Here is a 26,998-nt window from a genome sequence, read left to right as displayed (position 1 = left end):
TCACATCTGACTACTTCCGACTACTCCTGGACCAGGATGCATAAAGTGAGAACATCAACCCACAAGCCGCCAGCAGCAGCAGTGGAACTTTGTACAAAATCAGCAAGGTAAGGCCTACAAAACCAAACAGGAAGACTTGTATGGCATTCTCCGGCAGCCCTGCTCTTTTATAAAAATATAGGTGGGAAACTATGAGGATCGTTAAGCCCAGCAGGTACAACTGTGCCACCTCCGCAAAGCCGAGGGCGCCACTACGAAGCATCACCACCGTTTCGGGGACGATCAGCACCAAATGCGCTGCCACTACCCTACCCCAACGCCTCCAGACCGGCACAGGTAACGACCGGCCCCAAAGCCAGATTTCAGCTTCCCATTGATACAACTCCAATGAAAGCCCCAGATTGAGTAAATAAGCCAGTGACATTCCCACGGCCGGCATGCGAATGTCGTATTCACCAGTGCTGTAATAGAGCATTGTTCCCGCCGCCACCAGCATTGCACCCATTTTACCTACTAATAAGGTAATCCCACGTTCCCGTACGAGCCATTCCATCGACCAATAAAGCCATGACGATGGACGTGGGAATGGCCATTTGATAATGCTTTTACCTTTAACCGGCACATACAAAACCGGTTTCCGAACGCGCCATTCGGCAGTTAGGGTAAGAACGAGTATTAATACAAAATAAAAAGGAATAACCGGCCAGAGGCGTGCCAGTAGCTTGTCCTGAATAGCGATGACGAGCAGGTAAGCCCCGTAATAAAGAATGGGTTGAAGAAGACCCAATGCCTGGCCTGCAAACCTTCGCGTACGTACGATCGCAGGCCAGGTACGCGCGTGATAGATGAAGGTATATTCCGGCAGCCTCCAGGTATTAACCAGGAACTGAACACACAACAGACTATAACCCAGCCAGATCACAAAAAGACTGAGCATTCCATAAGTACCTGTCAGAAAAAATACCGCGAATGCATGATGCTCATTGGCGCTCAGAAACCCGAAAAGTACACCGAGCAACACCAGAAACATTCCGGCCCGCTGTCTGAAAAACGCCGAAACCGTGGAGAGCAGCAGCATTTTCATAGCGCATCCGTAGCTACCAGTGTTTTGTTCTTCAACCGAAAACTCCGGGAAACATGTAGCCCCTCCTGTTCAAAAAGCTGGTGCGACGATAGCAGAAACGTTACACCGTTATGATGGTATTCTTTGATCAGTTCGAAAAGCACTTCGCGGGCTTCGCGATCGATCGTAATGAGCGGTTCGTCGAGGATAATGAGCGATGGATCGCCCAGGAATGCCAGCAACAGGGATACCTTTTTCACCATCCCACTCGAACAACTGCCGAACGGGTTTTGGAGATAATTAATGCCGAATGCTTTAATGAGTTTGTCGCTTTGCCCGCGGGACGCGCGCTGTGCTTCGGCCACAAAGGCGATCAAATCCGCGGGCGTTAGAAACGAAGGATAAAGCGGCTCTGCCTCTCCGAGATTCAGACGAAGGCGGTACTCGACCGGGTGCTTTTTGAGGTCGTACTTATTATCAAGCCTGATATTCCCTTCAAATGGCAACATGCCCGCCAGCGTCCGAAAAAGCGTCGACTTCCCCGCGCCGTTTTCTCCCTGTATCCAGTAAATGCCTTTCTCAATTGCAAAAGCGGGGATTGAAAGGATTTCCCGCTCGCCATACCGCTGCGTGAGCTGACTGATTTCCAATACCATATCGCGGAATGGCCGTTATATTAAGGAACGATATTAAACTCGTCTTTCAACACCTGCAGTGCTACTGACTCTTCGTGACGGTAAAGATCCTTGTCGAAAAGCGCATTATGGCCGGCATTCTGCAAGCTGATCCAGCTGTGGGTCGCATACGGGTCGTAATTAAAATGTTTGAAACGATGTCCTGCATTGTTCATATCCGCAAACCATTTCACCCCCACATCCAGGCGGTCGTAGGCCCCGAATGCGGCTCCTTTGCCAACAGGCATAGTGTCCTTACGTGTTTTTTCCAGATCGATCATCGCCACATACTCATTCAGCCTACATTCGGGCAACGGCCATGGCGCGGTACGGTCGACCACGAGCTTGTACTCGCCTGTGCGGGCTTGCGGATACCTGGCAGCCAACTGCATCAGTTCCTGGTAATCCGGCTTATATTCGGTATATCTTTCTGAATCACAAAGCCCGGCTTCTCTCGCAGGGCATACCCAGCACTGCCCGATACTGCCGATGCCCGACGCGTCGCCGATGCCATTCAAATACTCCCCTACCAGGTCGCTTTTAAAATACACATCATTATGAATCACGAGCAGGTATTTCTGGTCCGATTTCTCCCAGGCATATTGGTAACGTACTGCGTGGCGGTACCGCTTGAAATTCAGCAGAAAGTCAAATTTTACGTTTTTTGTCCAAAGCCAGACATTGGGTTTATAGTAGACGATCTTATCCCCGAAATGATCAAAAATGAATTTGAAATTCGGTGGCTCCGGCTGCTTGGCTTCTTCTACAAAATAGATTTTATTGATCCATTGATGCGAATGCTTCATGAGCGTCAGCAGTGTAACGGCCGTCTGATACGGCTTCCCGTAGGCGTTGATTGCCACATCCACACATGCTTTTGGAGAGTTCATCATCGTGTATGTCTTTCTTTTTCTTAATAAATAGCCAAAGGTTGCTATTAAATCAGAAACGATCTGTTTTTCGTTTGAAAAAATTAGTAAGTGAATTGAGGCCACTTAACCAGCCGCTTTTCAGACGCCTGTCTACAAATATTTCAAAATAAGACACTTCAACCAACAGATCATACGAAATTTCATATTTTCATTGATCACAAATTCCGCGGGACGTATATTTGAAAAAATTTTAATTAATCCGCGGATTCATTTTTAAAATTTTACAAAACTACACTTACCATTCATAAACCCGGACACCATGAACACTAACCGCCGCTCCTTCCTCCGCCTGTCGGCCTTCGCTCTGCCTTTTACACGCGTCAATCAGCTTTTTGCCAAAACACCTGCGCCCGGCGCTCCGGTGGCCGGCACTCCGGCGCCCGGCACTCCCGTGGTTATCTCCACCTGGGATAGCGGTCAAATTTCAAATGCAGCGGCATGGCCGGTTCTGGAAAAAGGAGGCCGGGCCCTCGACGCCGTGGAGCAAGCCGCTATCGCCATTGAAGACGATATCAACTGCTGCGTAGGTCTGGGCGGAAACCCCGACCGCGACGGCCATGTGACACTGGATGCATGTATTATGGATGAAAAGTCGAACTGTGGTGCCGTGGCATTCCTGGAAAGGATCAAACACCCGGTGTCTGTCGCCCGCAAGCTCATGGAAACAACCCCGCACGTGTTTTTAGTGGGTGCCGGTGCTCAGCAATTTGCATTGGCGAATGGTTTTAAACTAGAATCCGGCAAACTTTCACCGGACGCTGAAAAAGAGTACAAAAAATGGCTCAAAAAAGCAGAATACAAACCGGTCATCAACATAGAACATAAACAATCGAAAGGCCACGGTCCTTTCGCCCCCGCGCGACTCGACAACGGCGATTTCAACCACGATACCATGGGCACCCTCGCATTGGATGCACAAGGCAACCTCTCCGGCATGTGCACCACCAGCGGTATGGGCTTCAAAATGCGTGGCCGCGTGGGCGACTCCCCTATTATCGGCGCCGGGCTCTTTGTCGACAATGAGATTGGCGCAGCCACTTCGTCGGGACAAGGCGAGGAAGTGATCCGCGTGGCCGGCACCCATTTGGTGGTCGAGTTCATGCGTAATGGCTCCTCACCGGAAGAAGCCTGTAAAAAAGCAGTTGAAAGGATCGTAAAACGTGACCCCGAAAGGGCCAAGACTTTTCAGGTAGGCTTTCTGGCCATTAACAAGCAGGGGGAGGTCGGTGCCTATTCCGTCCAGCCCGGATTTGCCTATACCATCACTACCGGCGATGGCAAGGGTAAAGTAGTGGCTTCCAAAAGCTATCTATCGTAGTCCCTCAGATAGAAATATTTACCTAACACTTAACCATTACAATGAACCTTAAATCGACAGCAGCTCTTCTGGCAGGGCTGCTAATGGCGTCCGGATCGTATGCGCAGCAGCATTCGGAGCAAAATCACTCCAAATACGTTGCACCTGCCGATCCGCTCGTGCAGCAGAAGCTTTCCAAATGGCAGGATATCAAATTCGGACTGCTGATGCACTGGGGAACATACAGCCAGTGGGGCATTGTAGAATCATGGTCACTGTGCCCGGAAGACGAAGGCTGGTGCGAACGCCGCGGGCCGCATGCACACGATTGGTTCGAATATAAGAAGGCTTACGAGGACATCGCCAAAACTTTCAACCCGGTCAAATTCAACCCTGAACGCTGGGCGAAGGCGGCCAAAGGTGCCGGTATGAAATACGTGGTGTTCACCACCAAGCACCACGACGGCTTTTCGATGTTCGATTCGAAATATACCGACTACAAAATCACCAACACGCCATTCAAAACCAATCCGAAGGCCAACGTCACCAAGGAAGTACTCGCAGCATTCCGCAACGAGGGCTTCATGACGGGCACCTATTTCTCAAAACCCGACTGGCATACCGACTCCTACTGGTGGCCTTACTTCCCGCCAAAAGACCGAAACGTTTCTTACGATCCGAAGAAGCGCCCCGAAATCTGGAACAAGTTCAAAGACTTCACTTACAACCAGATCGAAGAGCTGATGTCGGATTACGGCTCCGTAGACATTCTGTGGCTTGACGGCGGCTGGGTACGCCCGTTCAACAGCATCGATACGACCATCAGCTGGCAGAAAACGATTCCTTACGACCAGGACATCGACATGGCGCGCATTGCTAAAATGGCCCGCTCGCATCAGCCCGGCCTGCTCGTGGTAGACCGCACCGTTACCGGTGAGTTCGAAAACTACGTAACACCCGAGCAATCGATCCCTGATCATTATATGTCCATCCCGTGGGAATCCTGCATGACAATGGGTGATTCATGGTCCTATATTCCGAAGGAAAATTTCAAATCGACCCAGAAACTGATTCACACCCTTGTTGACATTGTTGCAAAAGGTGGTAACCTCCTTTTGAACGTAGCGCCCGGCCCCGACGGCGAATGGCACGAAGAAGCCTACACGCGCCTGGAAGAGATGGGTAAATGGATGAATGTAAATGGAGTCGGTATCTACGAAACGAAACCGCTGGCTCCCTACCGCGCAGGCAAATGGGCTTATACCAAAAAAGGTAACACTACTTACGCATTCTACCTCGCCGAACCAGGCGAAAAGCTGCCAGCAAGCCTGAAACCGGAAGGCCTGGAAATCACGGCGAAAGCAAAAATCACATTTGCAGGGAATAAAAAAGCATTGAAAGTGAAGAACGGAGCGATTGAGCTGCCTGCTAAAACTGTGACAGAAGTAGGCACGCAGCCTGCTTACTTATTTGTGATTAACTAGGATTTCGGAGGAAACGACTTGTAGATTTCACCCCGGCTCAATACCCGTAAAAGTGTAACGTCGGGGTGAATGTATTCGATACCAATCCGCCAGTCACCGATGCTGATCCTGTAATAATGTCCGTGGCTCATTTGCCCTTCCATTTTGCGGTAGTCGAGCCCTGACTTTTCTAGATTCTGAGCGGCTTCAAGTTTTTCTATTACCTCGAAAACCTTGTTCTGGACGACTTTCGGCGCGTTTTTTAGATCTTTTTTAAACTTGTTGACGAAAAGTATTACCATCCCATTTCCTTTTTCAGGTCAGAAACCGGGAACCGGGGTTCATCCTTTTCGGCACGCATCAGCTCAAGCATGAAATAGTCATTCAGCTTTTCGTTTTCGATGATGGATAGGATTTGCAGCATTTCGGTTTCGCTCCAATTGCCACGTTGTTTCTTGACACTGAACGTCGGCGCCGGAATACCAATCTGTTCGGCCAGGTAAGCATTTTTATAACCCGATTTATTGATCAAAGTCGCCATATTCTTTTTCAATGCGATATAATTCTCAACGATATTTACCATAACGATCGATGATTTAAAGGAACTTGATGTTTCAATTTTCTAAATTAAAATTAAGATTTTTGTTGTGCACTATCAACTTTTCAACCAATACCTATTAATGAGCCTGCGGTGAGCAGAGAGGAACATGAGCAAAAAATTTGTGAACTCTCTTAAAAAAACGATCTTCACTCTCGATTTGCATCACCCCTATCTGTATCATCAGAAACACCTTTTCAAATGATCAAAAAAATATCCGGTCTCCTCTGCCTGACGGCGTCGATCGCTTTTGCCCAAACTCCCCCAAAACCTTACGGCGCATTGCCGGCGGCGCGTCAGATCGCATGGCACGAAACCGAAGTTTACGGTATCATGCACTTCACGCCTACCACCTTCGAAAATAAGGAGTGGGGCTACGGCGATGCAGATCCCAAGACTTTCAATCCAAGTGATTTCAATGCCGACCAGATCGTACAAGCAGCCAAAGCAGGCGGGCTTCGCGGTATTGTCCTTGTGGCGAAACACCACGACGGCTTCTGCCTCTGGCCGACCAAAACGACCGACTATAATATCACCAAAAGCCCGTTCCGGGACGGCAAGGGCGACCTCGTGCGCGAGATGGCAGACGCAGCACGCAAGCACGGGCTGAAATTCGGGGTATATTGCTCCCCCTGGGATCGCAATAATGCCAAATACGGTACACCGGAATACATTAAAATTTACCGTGAACAGCTTCGCGAATTGTACACCAATTACGGCGAGCTATTTATGTCGTGGCACGACGGCGCGAATGGCGGCGACGGCTACTACGGCGGCGCGAGAGAAAAACGTTCGATCGATAATACCACCTACTACCAGTGGGATTCTACCTGGACCAACTACACCCGCAAACTGCAACCGAACGCGAATATTTTCAGCGACATCGGCTGGGACGTCCGCTGGGCAGGTAACGAGGATGGCAGCGTAAACCCGACTTCATGGGCGACATTAACACCAAAGCCCTCCGAAGGCCAGAATGTGGCCGTACCGGGCCAGGCTAATGCCACCGAGAACCCTGGCGGAACCCGCGGCGGCAAGTACTGGATCCCCGCTGAATGCGATGTTCCATTGCGCAAAGGCTGGTTCTATCACGCAAATGAGAAGCCGAAAACACCCGAAAAGCTGTTTGACCTTTACCTGAAAAGTGTAGGACGCGGCGCAGCGCTGGACCTTGGCCTTGCACCCGACACCCGCGGCCAACTGCATAACGACGACCTCGTAGCCCTCAAAACGTTCGGCGACCATGTCAAAAACACTTTCGCGACAAACCTCATCGGTCGTGCGTCGTCGAAAGCGGTGAATGTGCGTGGTTACAACTCCGTTTACAGCGCCAAAAACCTGCTCGACGGCAAACCGGACACCTATTGGGCAACCGACGACGATTTCAAAACGCCGGAAGTGGTAATCGAAATGAATCAGCCGATCGTGTTCGACATCATCAGTTTGCAGGAATACATTAAACTGGGCCAGCGGATTGAAGAATTCGCCGTTGATGCCTGGATAGGAAACGAATGGAAGGAGGTATACAAAGGTACCAGCGTGGGTGCAAAGCGCCTTGCGAAACTCGACGTACCCGTCACTTCCAATAAGGTACGTCTCCGCATCACCAAATCGCCGGTTAGTATCGCAATCAGCGAGTTTGGGGTTTATAAGGATACTGAGTAGCGCATGCAATTATACAAAAGCGCCGGTTGAAAAATCATCAACCGGCGCTTTTGCTTTTATAACAGTGTAATTCTCAAATTTGTAAATGACTTTATTCTGGATATACGCCCTGCCAGATCGTGCTTATCCAGATTTTGTTGTATCAAAAAATTAACAAAAACATCTGTATCGAGATAGCATACTTAAATAATTACATCATTGGAATCATCTGCTAGTCTGGACAAATCGATGTTCTCATCTACTTTAAGCGATGGGTATTGTCTCTGTAAAGCCTTCATTTGAAGATACACGTCGTGTTGGTTCTTAGAAGCGGCACCTTCAATCTCTTCCACTGTTACCCTGATTCTCTTTTGTCCAAACATCGACAGAACTCTCTTCCAGAAACCTTCTGCCCATTCTTCCGGACTTACTTCGAATGTCGTTTGCATAGCTCATCAGGATTGTTTTTATACAAAAATAATACTATATCCTATTCCTTCACAAGCCGCTCCAACCGCGCGTACATTTCCAGCATCGCGCCCTGGTCGATGAGCGTTTTTACCGGTTTGCGGCCCAAGAGGTTTTTGCTGTCGCGCTCATCTTTCCAGATCCGCTCGGCATCTGCGATGAAGATTTGATAGTCGCCGGCCTGTGGATCAATTTTGTGGAGTTCTTCAAAACCGCGCAGCAACACCACATTGAACCAATAGTTGTCCGGCAACTTGTTGTTCTTGTAAAAATGCCTCTTTGAACCTTCCGCTAATGCCCTGGCTTCGTCCAGGTATTCCTTTTTACCTGTGATATTGTGCAGCAAAACCGCCGATTGCAGCATGGTGCCTGTATTGTAGGAGTATTTGGCCGAATCTATTTTCAGTGACGGTACTTTGATGGCGTCATAATAGGTCCCATCGCTTGCGCGCAGGTTCTTTTTAGTCCAATCGTAGAGGCTGATCGCCGTTTTCAGGTATTCGGGATCCTTTTTGATCTGATATAACTGCAATGCCACCAGTATTCCGGGGCCATTCGAGCAGGTATTTTTCGTATTCTTTTCATCCTCCTTCCAATAAAGGCCTCCGCCCGCCTGGTCGTCGTAGCCGGTCATCATGAACCGGTAAATTTCTTCGGCGATGCTCAGGTAATCCTTTTCGCCTGTGCGGTTGTACGCGTCCAGGCACGCGATCGCGATCCATTGGTTGTCGTCGTAGAAACGGGAGTCCTTTTGCTCACTCGTCACATACGCCTGATAACCCGGGGCAGGTGCACTGGTATTGTAATATTGCCGTATGGCGCCCAAAACCGGCTTCATGTATTGCTTGCCCGGGCTTACGGCCTCCGATTCGGTCGCGGCCTGGAGCAATGCACAGAGCGGCCACAGATAAGAATGCGGCTTTTCATTCTTGCCATTGGTTTCAATGAAAAGGCCCGTCGCCGACTCGTAAAATACGCCTTCGATGTTGTGAAGAATCTGCCCGCGCCGCGATTTGTAGTCGGGCGCGGATTGGGATACGGCGAAGTCGAAGCGGGCCATGCCGAGCAAAATCAGCACCGTTGTGTACATACTTTTCATAAATAGTTTCGATTTTTTTGAGTAGAAGGAGGCTCTGAGAGGTTCTCTACTTGAAAGATCCTCCTTCAATCGCCGGCCCTAAAATCGCTACCAGCGGCATTTTATCAAAATAGAATAATAAAATTTGGTTATTCTAATAATATACAAAACACTATTTTATATCCAGTTCCCATCCCCTATTTTTGATTAAATCCCCCATTAACCTGGCTGATCTTCTTGACCGCATTGGACAAACATACCGACGATGCCTTGCTCTGGAATTCGTTCCGTGGTGGGGACGAGCACGCATATACGGAGCTCGCCAGGCGCTATTACCGGACGCTTTTCCAGTACGGCCAGCGGTTCACGCATAATATGCAGTTGATCGAAGATGTGATCCAGGACCTGCTGGTACATTTATGGCTGCACCGTACGACCATCAATGAGACGCCGTCAGTGAAGTTTTACCTTATGAAGGCATTCCGCCACCGAATGCTGAAAACCATTAAACCGTTGTCCGAAGAAACCGGACTGACCGACGAATGCGATAACCTGCTGTCCGAATTTTCCAGCGAAGAGGACTGGATTAGCCGGGAAAACGATCTGGTGCTGAAAAAACAAGTCCATACGGCGATCCACCAATTGCCGGCGCGACAGCAGGAAGTCATTTACCTGCGTTTTTTTCAAAACCTGATGCCCGAGGAAATCGGCGGGCTTCTGGCCATCAACGCACAGTCGGTCAGCAACATCATTCAGCGGGCATTATCCAACCTGCGCGGGCTCTGGCGCACGCCTCCCTCCATTTCGGTTGTCCTCTGCTCTTTTTGCCAAATTTCCTCCTTGTTCTGATTTAATTTAAAAAAATACAGCCTAACCGAGTATTCCGGCGGAATAAATGGATAATGTAAAAAAAACCGCATCACTCCATGCTTCACGACCGGTCCGATCATTTACTGCAATCACTGCTCGAAAATTCCGCATTCAGATGCTGGGCAGAGGGCAGATCTGCCGAAGATGGGGCCGTTTGGCAGAAATGGGCGGCGGAGCATGAACACGGGCATGCTATTCTCCGCCAGGCTGTCGAAATTGCGCGTGCGGTACCTGTACGCGACGAGCATCTGACAGACGAATACATCCAGCACAAGATCAATGACGCATTGCAAGCAGCGAAACGACAAGAGCAAGTGGGGAACAGCCGGAAAAAAGAATCGTTTTTCCCTGTTTTCCTCTCGGGATGGAACGTAGCGGCAAGCCTGCTGATCGTTGCCGGGCTTTGCTTGGCATTGTTCCGCATCTACTACGGACATCCTGCTCCAAAAGCGGCACATACAGTCTCATCTGCAAATGCCTTGAAAGAAGTAGCTAATACGGAACGACCGTTCAAATATGTGCAGCTTCCCGACGGCAGCTCCGTGGTACTGCACCGCAACAGCACGCTCAAATACCCCCCCGCATTCAAGGGCAAGAAACGGGAAGTATACCTTACAGGCGAGGCATTTTTTGAAGTGACCAAGAATCCCGAACAGCCGTTTTTTGTATATGCGGAAGAATTGGTCGCTAAAGTGCATGGTACCAGTTTTAGCATCAAGGCCATTGCCGATGAAAAGGAGATTACCGTTGCGGTCAAAACAGGTAAAGTCTCTGTTTTCAGCGAGCGGGCCTCTCCGCCCCTCCTTCTCACCTGCAACCAACAGGCCACATTCGAGCGAGCACATGCGAAGTTCGTACGATCGGCGCTTAAAAGCCCTGTCCTGCTGAATATCCCTATTGAAAACCAGGAATTTACTTATTCAGAAACACCTGCGGCAGCCGTTTTCGACGCGCTCGCCCAAGCTTATGGCGTGAACATGGTATTCGACCGGAACAGTCTAGCGAATTGCAGCATTACCGCAACACTCGGCGACGAGCCGCTCGAAAACAAGCTGAAATGGCTGTGCACCATCCTTGAAGCCAAATACACGATTACCGAAGACAGCATCACCATTACCGGAAACCCATGCAACTGATTATTCACTTCAAAACCCGACTATTTGGATAAAAACAACAAAAGGTGAACGATGCTACCAACATCATTCACCCGTACGAAATCCCCTCTTTCTGTGCTGGCGCTAAGAAGATCCCCCGACTGGAAGTCTGTGGGACACGGGAATTATTTTGCCGATTTTTTAAACCTACAAAACAGACAAAAGTATGAAAAAAACCTTTGACCGGCAGAGTTACCTGCTCAAAATTATGAGAATCAGCCTCATACAATTGTTCATCATCATCCAGTTCTCCGGGCTTGCCGTCGCCTTCGATGGCTTCGGGCAGGAGGTACTCAACCGTCGCCTGACAATCAACATCCGCGAACAGAAAATCGGTGCGGCCCTGGAACAGATCGGCAAGTTATCGGGCGTGCATTTCATGTACAGCCCGGAGCTCATCCGCTCGCAGCGCAAAGTCACTTTCAGCGCCCGCGAGGAGAAACTGGAATCCATCCTCGATAATTTCCTGACACCCTTGCAGGTTTCCTATGAAGTTTCGGGAAAACAAATTCTGTTGAAAAGGGCTCCTTCCAAGCCCGCCTCCAACTTGCCTGAAGGCACAGGTACGTCCATTAAAACGATCCAGTCCATTGATTTTCAGGTTAAGGGCACCGTAAAAGACGCTACGGGCGGCACGATTCCGGGCGCCACGGTCGTCCTTAAAGGCAGCTCATCCGTAGGTACCACCACCGATGCCGACGGCGGATTTTCCCTGAACGTGCCTGATGGCAGCACTACGCTGGTGGTTTCGTCCATCGGTTTCCTCACCCAGGAGATTGATATTGCCAACAAAACGATGGTGGAGGTTACGCTTCAATCTGACATCAAGTCGCTAAGCGAGGTGGTAGTAACGGGTTATTCGTCCCAATCGAAACGCGATATTACCGGCGCGGTGTCGACCGTTGACGCTACCGAGCTCACCAAGGTAGCTGCCCCGAACGTGGCGCAGCAATTGCAGGGACGTGTGGCGGGGGTAACCGTTACGTCCAACAACACGCCGGGAGGTGAGGCGACCGTCCGCATCCGCGGTTTTGGTACGATCAACAACAACGACCCGCTTTACGTCATCGACGGCGTGCCTACCAAAGGCGGCCTGAACAGCATTAACCCGAACAATATCGAGTCGATGCAAGTATTGAAGGATGCTTCTTCCGCTTCTATCTACGGTTCGCGCGCTGCCAATGGGGTGATTATCATTACTACTAAAAAAGGAAAAGTAGGCGCGCCCAGATTTACATTCAATTCCCGCGCAGGCTTCCAGACCGGCAAAGTAGACCTGGGCCTGATCAAAGACCCACAGCAATTCGGCGACCTCTTGTGGACGCAACGGAGAAATGCAGGCGTGCTGACGAACGGCAACCCCTCGCACCAGCAATATGGCAACGGCCCTACCGCCGTGGTACCTGATTACATTCTGGCAGGATCCAGCTACGGCCTTTTTGAAGGCGATCCAAAGACTGACCCTTCCCTTTACAACTACAACCGAACCGGATTTTACCAGATCGTAAAGGCCAACAAACAAGGCACCGACTGGCACAAGGAAATCCTGCGCCCGGCGGCCATTCAGGAATATAATATCGGTGCAAATGGTGGTACCGAGAATGGCCGCTATGCCATCGCGCTCAACTATTTCAAACAGGATGGTGTACTGATCCATACTTCGTTCGATCGCTACTCGATCCGCTCGAATACCGAATTTACTTTCAAAAAACGCATCCGCCTCGGGGAGAACCTGGAACTGAGCTACACTGAAAACAAAGGCTATTATAACGCGAACGGTACGGCCAGCACCACCAACAACCAGGACGGCAACCCGATCGGTAACGGTTACCGCATTCCTTCAATCATTCCGGTGTACGACATTATGGGCAATTTCGCTGCTACCCGTGCCGCCGGTCTGGGCCCAGCCACCAACCCCGTCGCGCAGCTATGGAGAAGCCGCAACAACCAGACCAACACGTTGCGCGCATTTGGTAATGCATACCTCGAAGTGGATATCCTGAAAGACCTGACCGCCAAATCCAGCATCGGTATCGACTTCATCAACGCTAACCGCGTGAGCTATACCCTGCTTGACCTTGAAGAAGCTGAAATCGAAGCAGCCAATGCGATGACGAACGGAAATGCTTACGACATCAACTGGACGTGGTCGAATACATTGAATTATACCAAAAACCTGGGCACGTCGCACAAAATCAGCGTACTGGCGGGTACTGAGGCCATTAAAGGTACCGGCCGCGACTTCTCTGGAACGCGGACTACGTTTTTCTCGGAAGACCCGTTATATATGTACCTCAACTCCGGCACCGCGGGCATTGCCAACACCGGCGCCGGATACAAGTGGGCCTTGTTCTCCATTTTCGGAAAAGCGAACTACTCATTCAAGGACCGCTACCTGTTAGAAGCTACGGTACGCCGCGATGGTTCCTCGCGCTTCGGGCAAAACAACCGCTATGGTACATTCCCGGCATTCAGCGCGGGATGGCGCTTGTCGGAAGAAAGTTTTATGAAAAGCATTCCCTGGCTGGATGATCTCAAACTACGTGCGGGCTGGGGACAGACCGGTAACCAGGAGATTGGAAACTACAATGGTTTCAGCACCTACCGTTCGAGCCTGAGCCAGTCGTCGTACGCGATCGACGGATCAAACAATGCGGTACAGCCGGGCTTCGATACCGAGGCTTTCGGTAACCAGAATGCGAAATGGGAAACCACGACGCAGACCAACGTGGGTATCGACGCGACTTTCCTGAAAGGGATGTTCGGTCTGAACCTCGATTTGTACAACCGTACTACTTCCGACATGCTTTACCAGGTGGCATTGCCTGCAACACAGGGGGTTGCAACGATTCCTTTCGTGAATGTGGGCGAAATGAACAACAAGGGTATCGACCTCGGCATCGACTTCCACAACAAAGCATTGAACGGCGACCTGACCTACTCCGTGGGCGTCAATTTCTCTACCTATAAAAACGAGGTCAAAAAGCTGAACAACAGTGCCACCGCTGTGCTCCTGGGGCCTTCGATCCGCAGTTACACCTGGACACGCTCGGTGGCTGGTATGCCATTGTACTCATTCTATGGCTTGCAGATCGACGGCATTTACCAGAACCAGGGCGAAGTGGACAACGGTCCGAAATATCCTGGCTATGCGGCTGTGGGTAAATACAAATACCACGATACTGACGGCGACGGCACCATTACCGACAACGACCGCAAGTTCCTCGGCAACCCGCACCCAGACTTCACTTACGGTATCAATCTGAATGTAGGCTACAAAAACTTCGACCTCTCGGCATTCTTCCAGGGCGTGAAGGGCAACCAGATTATCAACATGGTGAAACGCTGGGTAGATTTCAATAACCAGGCCGGTAACCGCAGCCTCCGCATGCTCAACGACTCCTGGACGCCTGAAAACCCGGACGCCGTATTACCGATCCTCGATGCGAACGACAGCCGCAGCCAACAGCCTTCGAGCTATTTCATCGAGGACGGCTCCTACCTCCGCATGAAAAACCTGACGCTTGGCTACACATTACCTGCCGGTGTGTTGTCCAAAATCGGTTTCGAGAGCGCACGCGTGTATTTGCAGGCGCAAAACCTTTTCACAATCACCAAATACAGCGGCATCGATCCCGAAGTTACCTCGGTAGGTTCTACCCCAGGCAGCACGGTTTTGGGCGTGGATCAGGGCAATTATCCCAATTCGAAGATGTATCAGATCGGTATCAATTTCGGGTTCTAGTTTGGTTTAATAAATCTTTAACACGGCATCATTCTCATTATTAAATATGAAAAAGAGCGTATTAGCATTAACAGCAATGGTCTGCGTGGGCGTACTCACCTCCTGCGGAGACAGTTTTCTCGAAACCACGCCGCTGGGGGTGGGCAACGAGGCCATGCTTGCGAATAAAACCGGCGTCAACGCCGTATTGATCGGCGCATACAGTTTGCTCGACGGCGTTGGTTCAGGACCGGTAAATACTTCGTCGGTCAGCAACTGGATTTACGGTTCCATCGCCTCCGACGATGCCTATAAAGGCAGTGACGTGGGCGACCAGGCGCAAATCACGACCATCGAACGCTACATTGCCCAAGCCGACATCGGGGCTTACAACGACAAATGGGTGTCCGTTTACGACGGCGTTTCGCGGTCTAACAACGTGATTAACCTGATCGCCAAGGCTACTGATATGACCGCGGCCGAAAAAGCGCAAGCCCTCGGCGAGGCCCGCTTTCTGCGTGCATGGTATCATTTCGAAGCGAAAAAGCTCTGGAATATGGTGCCTTACGTGGACGAAACCGTCACCGACTACATCAATCTGCCCAATGACAAGGATATCTGGCCGAACATTGAGGCGGATATTCAATTCGCAATCGACAATATGTCGGCGACGAAGGCGCAGGTAGGCCGTGCGAGCAAATGGACTGCCAAGGCGTTACTCGCCAAAGTCCATATGTACCAACGGGATTACCTCGCCGCCAAGCCTTTGCTCGACGACGTGATCAGCAATGGCCCGTTCTCGCTCGTGAACAGCTTTCATGACAACTTCCGTATTGCCACGGAGAACAACTCGGAATCCATTTTTGAAGTACAAATGTCTGTTGCCGATGGCGGCGCGGGCCAAAACGGAAGCTGGGGCGATAACTACAATTTCCCTTACGGCTCGGCTCCCGGCGGTTGCTGCGGGTTTTTCCAGCCTACCCAAAATCTTGTGAATGCATTCAAGACCGACGCCAGCGGGCTTCCATTGCTGGATACTTTCAATGATGTGGATGTGAAGAATGACGAAGGGCTTTCTTCTACCGATGCATTTACGCCGTATGAAGGCACCCTGGACCCGCGCCTTGATTGGACCGTGGGCCGTCGTGGACTGCCATTCCTGAACTGGGGCATTCACCCGGGTAAAAACTGGATCCGCGACCAGAGCTTTGGCGGGCCTTACACTTTCAAAAAGTTCTTCGCTTACAGCGGTGAAAATGCAGGCGCCGAGTCGCCCCGTGCCAATGCGAACAACTACCGCGCCATTCGCCTGGCCGACATTCTGCTGATGCGCGCCGAAGTGGCCGTGGAAGACAACGATCTCGCAACCGCATTGAAACTCGTGAATCAGATACGCACCCGCGCAGCCAACGTAGTGGTGCTCGATGCGGCGAACAAACCTGCCGCAAATTACCTTGTAAAACCTTACCCAGCATTTGCGAACCAGGAATACGCCCGGAAAGCGGTGCGTTTCGAGCGGCGCCTGGAACTCGCCATGGAGGGCCACCGGCATTTCGACCTGGTACGCTGGGGCAATGCGGATGTGGTGCTGAATGCCTACCTGACCAAGGAAAGCAAGAAACGAACCTATCTCGCCGGTGCCACTTTCGTGAAAGGTAAAAGCGAGTATTTCCCCATTCCCCAGGCGCAGATAGATATCATGGGTGCAAACGTTTTGAAGCAAAATCCATAAAAGTGACAAATTTTTAATATTATTATCCAAAAATTATCACTCAATGACGCCTCACGAACAGGATAATACTTCACGGCGCGATTGGCTTAAAACCATCGCACTCGGCGGCGCGGCGGCGATGACCGGCCACGTTGCACAAGCGGAAACAGCCCCGGCACCCGCTGCACGCAGGATTCCTATTGCCGTCTCAACCTACTCCTACTGGCACTTCCAGGAACAGAAGTACCCGATCGACAAAGTGATCGAGGACGCGGCCAGGCTTGGCTTCGACGGCGTGGAAATCCTGCACCGGCAAATGGATAACGAGACCATCCCCTACATGAACAAGCTGAAAAGGCTTGCATTCGATAATGGATTGGCGCTTCCGCTTCTCTCTATCCATCAGAGCTTTGTGCAGCCGAAGCCGGAAGATCGAAAAAAGGACATTGAACATACCTTAAAATGTATTAACCTTGCGACCCAAATGGGGATTCCGGCGATCCGGATGAACACGGGGAGCTGGCGGACGGTGAAGCGCGATGCCAACTATTACAAAGATGGCAAAGAGCCGCCGATCCAGGGTTTCACGGATCAGGACGCCATCAAATGGTGTATCGAATCGATGCAGGAATGCCTGGTGGCCGCCGAGAAAGCGGGGATCGTGCTTGCGATCGAAAACCACTGGGGGCTTTCGTCGAACATCGATTACCTGCTCGAAATCTATAAGCCGCTGGCCTCATCTCCGGCGATGGGTATGAATGTCGATACCGGTAATTTCGTAGGCGATCCCTATCCGCAGTTCGAACGCCTGGCGCCCTACGCGACGATCGTTCAGGCCAAGACCTATTACGGCGGAGGCCATTATTACGACCTCGATCTGGATTACAAACGGATCGCGGGCATTTTAAGGAAGGCGAATTTCAAAGGTTACGTATCGCTCGAAATGGAAGGGAAAGAAGACCCGGCCACAGCGGTGCCCAAAAGCCTGAAGGTATTAAGAGAGGCGCTGAGTTAGCCTTTTCAAGATTTTCATAATTATATTCTGTAGTTAATAAAGTGCTGCTTCTCTGGGGCCGCACTTTTTGTTTTTAATAATGCCACCAAGACACGAATAAACACGAATAGGATCTTCGTGTTTATTCGTGTCTTGGTGGCTAATTACATCGCCGCGAAGAACCTCTCACAATCAGCTCCGTATTCAAAACCCGCTTCTCATTGACGATAATTTCCTCCGCATCTACCAACTGCAAAATCCATTCTGCGGTAGTGCGACCGATTTGCATGGTGGGCTGGCGAACGGTAGTAAGGCCGGGGCCAATGTAAGCGGACTCCGCATTGTCGCTGAAACCTACTACGCCGAGTTCGTCGGGAATGGAAATACCTTTTTCCATGGCCATCAGCATGATTTCAATGGCCGAAGAATCGTTGACGGCGAAGATCGCGTCGGGGCGGTCGATGAGGTCGAGGAGGTACTGGCCGTAAATGCGGGCTTTCTGCTGCGTGAGCATGCCCTGAATGATCATATGGTCCTGAACGGGCTTTCCATATTTCTCCATCGCCGCCCGGTAACCGCGTAACCGCTCCTGGCTAACCTGCAGCGTAAGCGGCCCGCCGAGGTGCGCAATGCGTTCGTAGCCGTTCAAAATCAGATGCTCCACGGCTTTAAACGATGCTTCGAAATCGTTTACGACCACTTTCGGTACGTCGATCTGATCGCAGACGCGGTTGAACTGGATGAGCGGGATTCCGCGCTTGGCGAAAAGACTAAGATGATCGAAATTGTTGGTTTCCTGCGTAAGCGAAATAAGCAGTCCGTCGATCCGGTTCGCCAGCATTGCCTTCGTATTCGATATCTCGACCTGGTACGATTCATTACTCTGCATGATGGTCAGGTTATACCCGGCCCCGGTCAGCACTTCGTGGGCACCGATGATCACATTCGGAAAAAATTGGTTCTGAAATTCTGGAACGATCATTCCAATTGTATTCGTCCTGCTTTTGACAAGATTATACGCCAGCTGGTTAGGCTGGTAATCGAGTTGGGCGGCTTTGTCGAGTACAGCCTGGCGCGTCTCCGGGCTGATGTCCGCATGCCCGTGCAAGGCGCGCGAGACAGTCGAATTGGATACTCCCAGCGATTTGGCGATATCGATGATCGTCGTCTGGTGCCGTTTGCGTTTAACCAGCGACGCAATCGAATCGTCCTTCTCTGAATGCGTAAAATAGTAGTTGCACCATTTGCACAGGTACCGCTGCTTACCTCTCACATAGCCCGCCTTCATGATGCCATCTACCTGCGCGCACTTCACACACTGAATCATATAATCTTTGTACTTTTTAAATAAACCGCTCTTCGAATACTTTATCGGAATCTTCATCCGGCTCTCTTCGCAAAAATATGAAAATCTCCTATTAATCATCCGCAAAACCATATATCGGTATCGTTTCCGCAAACGTTACCGATACTTTTTGTTCAATTCCCGGAAATTTATGGGCTAAAACCCATTCGGCATCGCCTCATCGGGCGACTATATTTAGGTAAAAACCGCATTTCAGCAGGGGTATTCAAAAGTATAGTCCCCCACCGCTAACGCTGTTTCGATACAATAAAATTGTACTATTTCAATTTTACCACTTTGAATCAAACCCTAATTTTTACCTACATGAAGAAAAAAATACGTGACCTGTTCCTGCTCAGCCTCCTGTGTCTGGGCATTGCGCAGTCGCTGCTCGCACAGAATGTGACAGTGAAAGGCAAAGTGACCGACGAAAAGGGCGAAATGATTCCCGGTGCAAGCGTGACTGTAAAAGGTTCTCAGCAAGGAACATTGACAGACGCCGAAGGTATGTACTCCATCGACGTGGCAAGTAATGCGACGCTCGTGTTCTCATTCCTTGGCTATCTGAAAGAAGAAGTGGCCGTATCCAACCGCTCGACCATCGACGTTTCGCTCAAAGCTGACACCAAGGCGTTGGAAGAGGTAGTCGTAGTCGGTTACGGAACACAACGCAAGGTGGAAACCACCGGCTCGATCGCCTCGGTGAAGGCAGCGGACCTGGTACAGACACCGGTCGCGAATATCGCGCAGGGTTTGCAGGCACGTGTTGCGGGGGTACAGATCAACCAGAACTCTGGCTCACCGGGTGGTAACATCAGCGTGAGGATTCGTGGTACCAACTCCATCAATGGTTCTTCCGAACCGCTCTATGTTATAGATGGTATTCAGGTTTCAAATGGTGGTGGAATAACGAATGTAAGCCCGCTTTCAACGATTAACCCCAATGATATTGAGTCGGTTGAAGTATTGAAAGACGCTTCCGCTTCGGCTATTTATGGTGCCAGAGCTGCCAACGGCGTAATCCTGATTACTACCAAACGCGGTAAAAATGGCGGTACACGGGTAACATACGACGGTTACTACGGCTCGCAAAAGGTGAACAAAACGCTGGATGTCCTCAATGCTTCACAGTTTGCAGAACTGGAAAATGAGGTATTCAAAAATAACTACTATCCCGACCCAGCCTCACTCGGCGAAGGTGTTAACTGGCAAAAACTGATTTTCCGTAAGGCGCCAATCCAAAACCATCAGCTATCCATAAACGGTGGCAGTGAAAAGACGCAGCTAGCCATGTCACTTAACTATTTCGACCAGGACGGGACGCTGATCGGCTCGCAATTCCAGCGTTATTCCTACCGCCTGAACCTCGACCATCGCATCAGCAAAAATGTTAAAGTAGGCACGAGTATCCTGGGCAGCTATTCCATCGCGAACGGTATCCAAACGGGCGGCACCAACATTGGCGACGGCGGCGCGGTACTGTCGTCCGTTCTCGGAGCGGCTATCGGCGCCCCTCCGACTCTCCAACCTTACCGCGCCGACGGTAGTATTTTCCCCTTTGGCGAACAAGCCGGCGGCCAGTATCGCGAAGTTGTCAACCCATTGAATTTTTCGGCTGTCCTCAACAAACGTTCGATCAAACGGACGCTCGCTAACATTTACGGCGAAATCTCGCTTTTGAAAGGACTCACCTACCGCGCGTCATTCAATCTCGATCAGAAAGGCGAACTTTTTGATGGCTATTCGCCTCGCTCGATCGTTAACAAAAGCGACCTGAACGACAATTCCGGCTCCGGTACCAAAGCGAACTCCAATTATCTCGCATTGCTCCATGAAAGCATCCTGACGTACAGCACCACTTTTGCTAAAAACCATTCATTCAAGGCCACAGCCGTATTTGGTACCCAGCTTGAACAAGGCAATTCCAACACCATGAATGCCTCAGGCTTCCCGAACGACGCGACGAAAAACGAAGCCATGCAACTCGCATTGACCCGCACCATCAGCAGCGGCAGGAGCAGCCAGCGGCTCGATTCGTATATGGCGCGAGTAAATTATGGTTTCAAAGACAAGTTTTTCCTTGACATTACTGCCCGCGCCGATGGTTCGAGCAAGTTCGGGGCCAATCATAAATACGGGGTATTTCCAGCAGTATCAGCCGCGTACCGGATCATCGAGGAGCCATTCATGAAGGATATCAGTTGGCTTTCGGATTTCAAACTGCGCGGTAGTTACGGTATCACAGGGAACGCAGGGGGGATCGATCCTTACCAATCGCTGTCCACTGTGGCTTCCGGCAACAGCTACATGATTAACCACACCTATGTTACAGGCATTGAACCCACAGGCATCGCCAACCCGGACCTGCGCTGGGAACGGTCCAAACAGGCCAACATCGGGATCGATATCAGCCTGCTGAACAACCGCATCAGCGTTATCGCCGATGTGTACCACAAGAAAACGGATGACTTGCTCTATGTAAAAACGCTTCCATTGAGCTCCGGTTATGGCGCTATTACCGGGAACTTCGCCGCACTGCAAAACAAAGGGCTCGAACTGGCTGTCAACGCGCGTATCCTGGACGGCAAACTGAAATGGGATGTTTCAGCCAATACGACAATCAACCGCAACAAGGTGCTGGGTCTCGATGGCGGCATTACCACCGAGCGCTTCATGACAACCTACACCATTCTCAAAGTGGGACAGCCGCTGGGTATGTTCAAAACCTATGTTTTCGATGGGGTTAATCAAACCGGCGAAACCATTTTACCGGGATACGATGGTCGCGTGGGTGGTCATAAAGTAAAAGACGTAACCGGCGACGGCCAGATCACGGCAGCAGACCAGGTTATCGTGGGCAACCCGAATCCGAAATTCATCTATGGCTTTTCCACCAATTTATCCTACGCCGGATTCGACTTTGCGGCATTTATCTCAGGCTCGCAGGGCAACGATATCTACAACGCCAGCCGCCTGTCGTTTGAAAATCCGCTGGGACAGCGCAACCTGTTGGCGGGAGTGGCCAATCGCTGGTCACCTACCAATCCCAGCAATCAGTATGTCAGCGGCTTCCAGGGAGGCCGACTGCCTATCAGTAACTACGTGGTGGAAAACGGCTCCTACCTCCGCTGCAAAAACATTACGCTGGGCTACACGGTGCCGCGGTTCAAGGGTGTACAAGGCATTCGCCTGTACGTGAGTGCAAATAATCTTTTCACAATTACCAAATACAGCGGCTATGATCCAGAAGTGAATACCTACGCAGGCTCGAACACGATCATCGGGGTCGACAACTTCGTGTACCCGCAGTCCAAATCGTTCCTGGGCGGTATCCAGGTTACATTCTGATTCATGCAAAATCCTCTTGCCGACTTCGAGTCCCATTTGATATGAAAAAGCTACTGAAAATAACGACATACCTCAGCGCTGCCGGCGTAGCGCTGCTCACTCCTTCCTGCCAGCTGGACGAAACAATTTACTCAGCCATTTACACGGAAGATTTCTATAAAACCGCTGCCGACGCCGAAAAAGGGCTCGTTTCCGTTTACGGCGCATTGGGCGGCCTGGGAGGCGGCCCAGCGCTGACACTGGTTGCGGATTTCAGTGACGATCAGACCTACCCGCGCGGGGTTGTAGGCCGCAACACGCTAACGCTATTCACCTATGATGTGAATTATACGACGCAGAAAAGTAATGCCCGGACCAACGAATCGCCCCAGCAGATCTGGGCATCGTGCTACAATGGCATTGAAAAGGCCAACTGGGTAATTGCCAAAGTACCGGGCGCGAATATGGACGAAATCCGTAAGAAACAGATCCTCGGCGAGGCGTACTTCCTGAGAGCGTTTTACCATTGGCTCCTGAGTAAGAATTTCGGGGATGTTCCGGTTAAAATCACCCCGAGCTACACCGAAGAGGAAGCTTTGACCGCCAAAAGCCCGAAGGCTGACGTATACAAACAGATTTACGCCGATCTCGACCAGGCGTTGGCGGCAGGGTTGCCGTCGTACCCCAATGTCGATAAAGGTCGTGTTGCGAAGGAGGTCGTGAACGCATTGTACGCGAAAGCCGCACTTTATAATGAGGACTGGGCGAAGGCCTTGGAAAAGGCCAAAGAAGTGATCAACTCCGGCAAATATTCGCTGATGCCGGATGTTCGGGATGTTTACAAATATGACAAGGAAGATGCCGCACGCGTGGAAAATATGTGGGCGTACGAGGCCGATCCGGTCTCTCCCGGTCTCGGCCATCAATTGACAGGCCTCTGCGGCCCTCCGGGAAGTGCCGGGCCCGAATTTGCCCGCACTTCCTTCGGTTCCATGTTCGCGTACCAGGCTTTTTTCAACTCGTTTGATCCCACGGATAAACGTCGCACGTTGCTGGATACGAACTATGTAAATAAAGCAGGCGCTATTGTACCGCAAAAAAGCATTACGCCCATTACTACCAAAGGTGTGCTGATCAAGAAATATCAGGATCCGGTTTCGACTGTCGGTCTGATCCCAAACATTCCGATCTTCCGGCTCCCCGACATGTACCTCATTGCCGCCGAAGCAGAGGCAAGACTGAACGGCGCTACGACGGTTGCGTATGACTTCATCAATCCGGTCAGGAAACGTGCAGGCCTGGCTGACTTGAAAACCGGCCTCACCAAAGACGCATTCATTGAAGCAGTCTTACAGGAACGCGCCTGGGAATTCTTCGCTGAGGGCGACCGCTGGTACGACCTCACGCGCACTGGCAAGTTCCTGACGGTGATTCCGAAAGCGGTGAACGATGTTTACCCGACCCGTAACGTCACTGCTAAAAACAAATATTTCCCTATTCCGCAGGACGAAATCAACGCCAATCCCAAGCTGGAACAAAATCCGGATTGGAAATAGCAAGGGTGCAAAAGGAGGCTCGTCCGGAGCCGAAATAGGCTGAACGAACATGATTGCTATAAACAGGTTATCCCTACGGAATTTGGGAGTTCTGAAAAGATCAGGCGATACCCTATAAGGCATTGCAATGTCCCGACGGGACGTCCTGTTTATAGCAAACAGTTATTCATCTGATTAAACGAGCCCCGGAGGGGCCTCCTTCGGATAGCAAAAGGAATGTAAACGATGATTCAAGTAATGCTTTTGTTCTCGCTATGCTGTACTTCTCCGAACCGGGAAGAGCGCATTCGTGAATACAAAATCACCGAAAACGACACGCTCAGCTACACCCTGAAATTAGCATTTGACGAAAAAGGACAACCACAATACTTTTTCAGAAACATCTTCACACCGGTTTGCTACACCAACGAATGCAAACCGGTGTATATCAACTTCTATTGGGATTTGCTGGGCAACTATCAGCGCTACGACCTGCCCGAAGGCAAAGTGCTCACGAAAGTCGATCATGACGAGTTCAAAGAGGAGGATTACCAGAAATTACAAGACATCCTCGCCCAGAACAACTCCATTTTCGCAGACCTCAAAATGGAAGACCTGATCACGAAAGGCACTGATAACCTGACGGACTCCGTCGATGCGAAAGCCGGCGCGACGCTGAAAACCATTAAAAACCAGGTGATCGACGGAGCGGTTTATACCTGCTACACCCTCTGGCATATTGCATACGGCAAGGCGGTACCCGAAATGAAGAAAATCATCGAAACCTATTCGAGCGACGCATTGCTGCACCGGTTTCTGAAAAGCCAAAACCATCATTATCAATATTGGGCGATGGCAAAGGTGATGGACGAAAACGGAGGAATTAAAAAGCCTTTCGAAAAGGACATTGAGGCGATCATTGCGGGAAAGAACGGCTTCATCGCCAAATATGCCTTGCAGCAGGTTGGAAATGATTTTTTCAAAACGGAACAGCGACAAGACTGGCTTTGGGATACCTACCGGAAAACCGGTTATACCATGCAGATAGCCATATTGAAAAAGCTCGGTACAGGTACAATAAGCATCTCCAACGCCCTGGCTTCAAACCTGCAATCCAGCCTGTCCAATGCCAATGAAGAACAAACTCTATTAATCCAAAAAATCCTGCAAAAACAATGAACATCCTCCCCAACCCAAGGCTTAAGCCTTGGGCTCCCGACGCCAGGGGCACAGACATCCTGGCCACAGACGCCCGGGGCACGATCGCCCGGGGCTCGATGGCTCGGGGCACGATCGCCCGGAACCTCGCCGTCTGGGCCAGCGCCATTCTGGTCATAGCGCTCCTCGCCCTCCCTGCCATGGCTCAGAACCACCTCCTGATCGAGACAGAATCTTTCGAGGACAAGGGCGGCTGGGTGATCGACCAGCAATCTTTCGTGGTCATGAATTCGTCCTACATCATGGCGCATGGTATGGGCAGGCCTGTGAAGGATGCTACCACAACCGTCAAATTTCCGAAAACCGGCAAGTATCATTTATGGGTACGTACCAAAGACTGGGCGCCTTTTCCGAAAGGGCCGGGCAAATTTCAGGTGCTCGTCGATGGCAAATCCGTTGGTCAGACCTTCGGGGAAAGTGGCTCGGATGCCTGGAAATGGTACGACGGCGGTGTGATCGACATTAAGAATGCGACCACCAAACTTGCTTTGAAAGACCTTACGGGATTCAACGGTCGTTGCGATGCATTGCTTTTCACCGACGACCTGAAATTCAGCCCGCCGAATGAGCTGGAAGCGTTGACCACCTTCCGCAGGAAACTCCTGAACCTGACCGATAAACCCCAGGACGCTGGCCGGTATGACCTGGTGGTGGTAGGCGGCGGCATTGCGGGCACCTGCGCGGCCATTTCTGCGGCGCGAATGGGCCTTACCGTGGCATTAATCCAGGACCGTCCCGTGCTTGGCGGTAACAACAGCTCGGAAGTACGGGTGCATTTGATGGGTGATGTGGATAAAAACCATTATCCCAAACTCGGCCGCATCGTGCGTGAAATGGACAATGGCGACCCTGGCAACGGTAACCCGGACGCGAAAGAATATGGTGATGCCCGAAAAATCTCCATCGTGAAAGCCGAAAAGAACATTTCACTATTCCTGAACACCCACGTTTTTAAAGTAGAGAAAGAGAATGACATCATCACGGCGGTAGTCGGCCGTGACATTGCTACCAATCAGGAGCGCCGCTTTTCCGGCTCGTTCTTCTCGGATTGCACCGGCGATGGAACAGTTGGTTTCCTCGCGGGCGCGGAGTTCCGCATGGGCCGTGAGAGCAAAGCCGAAACCGGCGAATCGCTGGCGGCAGACCAGAGCGATGATTTTACATTAGGCACCTCTAATCTCTGGGCTTCCGTGGACCGCGACACTGTTTCCTCCTTCCCTGAAACGCCCTGGGCAATGCAATTTTCGGATGAATACCATATCGACGAACCGAAATCGGACTGGCAATGGGAAACCGGTTTCGGCAATTTCAACACCATTACCCAGGCCGAACAGATCCGCGACCATAACCTGCGCGCCATTTATGGCAACTGGTCGTATTTGAAAAATAACAAGGCGGCCAAATACGGCAAGAAAGAGCTGGCGTGGGTGGCCTACATCGGTGGAAAACGGGAATCGCGCCGCATTATCGGTGATTATGTTTTAAATCAAATGGATATTCAGGAAGGCAAGTTCTACCCCGACGGTTCGGTTACCGCCACCTGGACAATCGACCTGCATTTCCCCGATGCCAAGAACAGCAAGTATTTTGAAGGCCAGGAGTTTTTCGCGGGTACGAAGCACATCAAAGTGGCGCCCTACACGATTCCATACCGCTGCCTTTATTCTAAAAACATCCAAAACCTGTTCATGGCCGGCCGCAATATCAGCACCACTCACGTGGCGTTCGGGAGTACCCGCGTAATGCGCACGTGCGGGATGATGGGCGAGGTCGTGGGGTTTGCCTCGTACATCGCAAACAAATACAAAACCACCCCGCGCGGCGTGTACAAAGACCATTTGCCCGAGCTGACCAGTATCCTCAAAGGCGAAACACTTGCCCCACAACCCTGATTTTCATTGAA

The 26,998-nt window shown here is 50.9% G+C and carries 20 protein-coding genes; 12 read left to right on the top strand and 8 right to left on the bottom strand.

Annotated elements, in window-relative coordinates; translation table 11 throughout:
• Positions 1-10: 10 nt before the first annotated feature.
• From ACQ4MZ_RS03675 to ACQ4MZ_RS03665, 3 genes are read right to left on the bottom strand one after another with little or no spacing between them, the layout of a single operon-like run.
• The gene (locus tag ACQ4MZ_RS03675) at positions 11-1,084 is read right to left on the bottom strand and encodes a hypothetical protein (protein WP_430843062.1); all 1,074 of its coding nucleotides are present in this window, start codon (positions 1,082-1,084) and stop codon (positions 11-13) included.
• The gene (locus ACQ4MZ_RS03670) at positions 1,081-1,719 is read right to left on the bottom strand and encodes an ABC transporter ATP-binding protein (protein WP_430843060.1); all 639 of its coding nucleotides are present in this window, start codon (positions 1,717-1,719) and stop codon (positions 1,081-1,083) included. The genes ACQ4MZ_RS03675 and ACQ4MZ_RS03670 overlap by 4 nt, the downstream gene beginning before the upstream one ends.
• A gap of 20 nt (positions 1,720-1,739) precedes the next feature.
• Positions 1,740-2,630: a hypothetical protein gene (locus tag ACQ4MZ_RS03665; RefSeq protein WP_430843058.1), complete on the bottom strand. Its 891-nt coding sequence runs from the start codon at positions 2,628-2,630 to the stop codon at positions 1,740-1,742.
• A gap of 298 nt (positions 2,631-2,928) precedes the next feature.
• On the opposite strand from ACQ4MZ_RS03665, the gene ACQ4MZ_RS03660 reads away from it, so the two are divergent.
• On the top strand, positions 2,929-3,987 hold the full coding sequence (locus ACQ4MZ_RS03660; protein WP_430843056.1) for an isoaspartyl peptidase/L-asparaginase family protein: 1,059 nt from the start codon (positions 2,929-2,931) through the stop codon (positions 3,985-3,987).
• Between the two features lie 41 nt (positions 3,988-4,028).
• Positions 4,029-5,450, top strand: coding sequence for an alpha-L-fucosidase (locus ACQ4MZ_RS03655; protein WP_430843054.1), 1,422 nt, complete (start codon positions 4,029-4,031; stop codon positions 5,448-5,450).
• Here the strand turns inward: ACQ4MZ_RS03655 and ACQ4MZ_RS03650 are convergent.
• Both ACQ4MZ_RS03650 and ACQ4MZ_RS03645 read right to left on the bottom strand, forming a co-directional pair.
• Complete coding sequence (locus ACQ4MZ_RS03650) at positions 5,447-5,731, bottom strand: type II toxin-antitoxin system RelE family toxin (RefSeq protein WP_430843052.1); 285 nt, start codon at positions 5,729-5,731, stop codon at positions 5,447-5,449. The two genes, ACQ4MZ_RS03655 and ACQ4MZ_RS03650, sit on opposite strands and share 4 nt — an antisense overlap.
• Positions 5,725-6,012, bottom strand: coding sequence for a hypothetical protein (locus ACQ4MZ_RS03645; protein WP_430843050.1), 288 nt, complete (start codon positions 6,010-6,012; stop codon positions 5,725-5,727). The genes ACQ4MZ_RS03650 and ACQ4MZ_RS03645 overlap by 7 nt, the downstream gene beginning before the upstream one ends.
• Before the next feature lie 216 nt (positions 6,013-6,228).
• On the opposite strand from ACQ4MZ_RS03645, the gene ACQ4MZ_RS03640 reads away from it, so the two are divergent.
• Positions 6,229-7,692 carry an alpha-L-fucosidase gene (locus tag ACQ4MZ_RS03640; protein WP_430843048.1) on the top strand — a complete coding sequence of 488 codons (1,464 nt, stop codon included), beginning with the start codon at positions 6,229-6,231 and terminating at the stop codon, positions 7,690-7,692.
• Positions 7,693-7,874: 182 nt separating this feature from the next.
• On the opposite strand, the gene ACQ4MZ_RS03635 is transcribed toward ACQ4MZ_RS03640, so the two are convergent.
• A complete protein-coding gene (locus ACQ4MZ_RS03635; RefSeq protein ID WP_430843046.1) occupies positions 7,875-8,120 on the bottom strand; it encodes a hypothetical protein in 246 nt (81 codons plus the stop codon).
• Between the two features lie 41 nt (positions 8,121-8,161).
• On the bottom strand, positions 8,162-9,238 hold the full coding sequence (locus ACQ4MZ_RS03630) for a glycoside hydrolase family 76 protein (RefSeq protein ID WP_430843044.1): 1,077 nt from the start codon (positions 9,236-9,238) through the stop codon (positions 8,162-8,164).
• A 216-nt stretch (positions 9,239-9,454) separates the two neighbouring features.
• On the opposite strand from ACQ4MZ_RS03630, the gene ACQ4MZ_RS03625 reads away from it, so the two are divergent.
• From ACQ4MZ_RS03625 to ACQ4MZ_RS03605, 5 genes are all read left to right on the top strand, one after another.
• Positions 9,455-10,066, top strand: a complete 612-nt coding sequence (locus tag ACQ4MZ_RS03625; protein ID WP_430843042.1) for an RNA polymerase sigma factor — start codon at positions 9,455-9,457, stop codon at positions 10,064-10,066.
• A 77-nt stretch (positions 10,067-10,143) separates the two neighbouring features.
• Positions 10,144-11,223, top strand: coding sequence for a FecR family protein (locus tag ACQ4MZ_RS03620; protein WP_430843040.1), 1,080 nt, complete (start codon positions 10,144-10,146; stop codon positions 11,221-11,223).
• A 184-nt stretch (positions 11,224-11,407) separates the two neighbouring features.
• A complete protein-coding gene (locus tag ACQ4MZ_RS03615; RefSeq protein WP_430843038.1) occupies positions 11,408-14,986 on the top strand; it encodes a SusC/RagA family TonB-linked outer membrane protein in 3,579 nt (1,192 codons plus the stop codon).
• Positions 14,987-15,032: 46 nt separating this feature from the next.
• Positions 15,033-16,697 carry a RagB/SusD family nutrient uptake outer membrane protein gene (locus ACQ4MZ_RS03610; RefSeq protein WP_430843036.1) on the top strand — a complete coding sequence of 555 codons (1,665 nt, stop codon included), beginning with the start codon at positions 15,033-15,035 and terminating at the stop codon, positions 16,695-16,697.
• 43 nt (positions 16,698-16,740) lie between these two features.
• The gene (locus ACQ4MZ_RS03605) at positions 16,741-17,691 is read left to right on the top strand and encodes a sugar phosphate isomerase/epimerase family protein (protein ID WP_430843034.1); all 951 of its coding nucleotides are present in this window, start codon (positions 16,741-16,743) and stop codon (positions 17,689-17,691) included.
• 139 nt (positions 17,692-17,830) lie between these two features.
• Here the strand turns inward: ACQ4MZ_RS03605 and ACQ4MZ_RS03600 are convergent, their stop codons facing one another.
• On the bottom strand, positions 17,831-18,997 hold the full coding sequence (locus ACQ4MZ_RS03600; RefSeq protein WP_430843032.1) for a substrate-binding domain-containing protein: 1,167 nt from the start codon (positions 18,995-18,997) through the stop codon (positions 17,831-17,833).
• A gap of 342 nt (positions 18,998-19,339) precedes the next feature.
• On the opposite strand from ACQ4MZ_RS03600, the gene ACQ4MZ_RS03595 reads away from it, so the two are divergent.
• The 4 genes from ACQ4MZ_RS03595 (at position 19,340) to ACQ4MZ_RS03580 (ending at position 26,987) form a co-directional block, all read left to right on the top strand.
• Positions 19,340-22,363: a SusC/RagA family TonB-linked outer membrane protein gene (locus ACQ4MZ_RS03595; protein ID WP_430843030.1), complete on the top strand. Its 3,024-nt coding sequence runs from the start codon at positions 19,340-19,342 to the stop codon at positions 22,361-22,363.
• Positions 22,364-22,404: 41 nt separating this feature from the next.
• The gene (locus tag ACQ4MZ_RS03590) at positions 22,405-23,898 is read left to right on the top strand and encodes a RagB/SusD family nutrient uptake outer membrane protein (RefSeq protein ID WP_430843028.1); all 1,494 of its coding nucleotides are present in this window, start codon (positions 22,405-22,407) and stop codon (positions 23,896-23,898) included.
• A gap of 225 nt (positions 23,899-24,123) precedes the next feature.
• Positions 24,124-25,056 (top strand): hypothetical protein, encoded by a 933-nt coding sequence (locus ACQ4MZ_RS03585; protein ID WP_430843026.1) that lies wholly within the window; start codon positions 24,124-24,126, stop codon positions 25,054-25,056.
• 179 nt (positions 25,057-25,235) lie between these two features.
• Positions 25,236-26,987, top strand: coding sequence for an FAD-dependent oxidoreductase (locus ACQ4MZ_RS03580; protein ID WP_430843800.1), 1,752 nt, complete (start codon positions 25,236-25,238; stop codon positions 26,985-26,987).
• Positions 26,988-26,998 lie beyond the last annotated feature (11 nt).

Source organism: Dyadobacter sp. BHUBP1 (assembly GCF_050587785.1).
GTDB lineage: Bacteria > Bacteroidota > Bacteroidia > Cytophagales > Spirosomataceae > Dyadobacter.
This window is presented reverse-complemented; position numbering and strand designations above follow the sequence as displayed.

Coding starts and splice junctions, on each gene's coding strand:
- ACQ4MZ_RS03675 (WP_430843062.1), bottom strand. CDS start 1,084: ATGAAAATGCTGCTGCTCTCCACGGTTTCGGCGTTTTTCAGACAGCGG.
- ACQ4MZ_RS03670 (WP_430843060.1), bottom strand. CDS start 1,719: ATGGTATTGGAAATCAGTCAGCTCACGCAGCGGTATGGCGAGCGGGAA.
- ACQ4MZ_RS03665 (WP_430843058.1), bottom strand. CDS start 2,630: ATGATGAACTCTCCAAAAGCATGTGTGGATGTGGCAATCAACGCCTAC.
- ACQ4MZ_RS03660 (WP_430843056.1), top strand. CDS start 2,929: ATGAACACTAACCGCCGCTCCTTCCTCCGCCTGTCGGCCTTCGCTCTG.
- ACQ4MZ_RS03655 (WP_430843054.1), top strand. CDS start 4,029: ATGAACCTTAAATCGACAGCAGCTCTTCTGGCAGGGCTGCTAATGGCG.
- ACQ4MZ_RS03650 (WP_430843052.1), bottom strand. CDS start 5,731: ATGGTAATACTTTTCGTCAACAAGTTTAAAAAAGATCTAAAAAACGCG.
- ACQ4MZ_RS03645 (WP_430843050.1), bottom strand. CDS start 6,012: ATGGTAAATATCGTTGAGAATTATATCGCATTGAAAAAGAATATGGCG.
- ACQ4MZ_RS03640 (WP_430843048.1), top strand. CDS start 6,229: ATGATCAAAAAAATATCCGGTCTCCTCTGCCTGACGGCGTCGATCGCT.
- ACQ4MZ_RS03635 (WP_430843046.1), bottom strand. CDS start 8,120: ATGCAAACGACATTCGAAGTAAGTCCGGAAGAATGGGCAGAAGGTTTC.
- ACQ4MZ_RS03630 (WP_430843044.1), bottom strand. CDS start 9,238: ATGAAAAGTATGTACACAACGGTGCTGATTTTGCTCGGCATGGCCCGC.
- ACQ4MZ_RS03620 (WP_430843040.1), top strand. CDS start 10,144: ATGCTTCACGACCGGTCCGATCATTTACTGCAATCACTGCTCGAAAAT.
- ACQ4MZ_RS03615 (WP_430843038.1), top strand. CDS start 11,408: ATGAAAAAAACCTTTGACCGGCAGAGTTACCTGCTCAAAATTATGAGA.
- ACQ4MZ_RS03610 (WP_430843036.1), top strand. CDS start 15,033: ATGAAAAAGAGCGTATTAGCATTAACAGCAATGGTCTGCGTGGGCGTA.
- ACQ4MZ_RS03605 (WP_430843034.1), top strand. CDS start 16,741: ATGACGCCTCACGAACAGGATAATACTTCACGGCGCGATTGGCTTAAA.
- ACQ4MZ_RS03600 (WP_430843032.1), bottom strand. CDS start 18,997: ATGATTCAGTGTGTGAAGTGCGCGCAGGTAGATGGCATCATGAAGGCG.
- ACQ4MZ_RS03595 (WP_430843030.1), top strand. CDS start 19,340: ATGAAGAAAAAAATACGTGACCTGTTCCTGCTCAGCCTCCTGTGTCTG.
- ACQ4MZ_RS03590 (WP_430843028.1), top strand. CDS start 22,405: ATGAAAAAGCTACTGAAAATAACGACATACCTCAGCGCTGCCGGCGTA.
- ACQ4MZ_RS03585 (WP_430843026.1), top strand. CDS start 24,124: ATGATTCAAGTAATGCTTTTGTTCTCGCTATGCTGTACTTCTCCGAAC.
- ACQ4MZ_RS03580 (WP_430843800.1), top strand. CDS start 25,236: ATGGCTCAGAACCACCTCCTGATCGAGACAGAATCTTTCGAGGACAAG.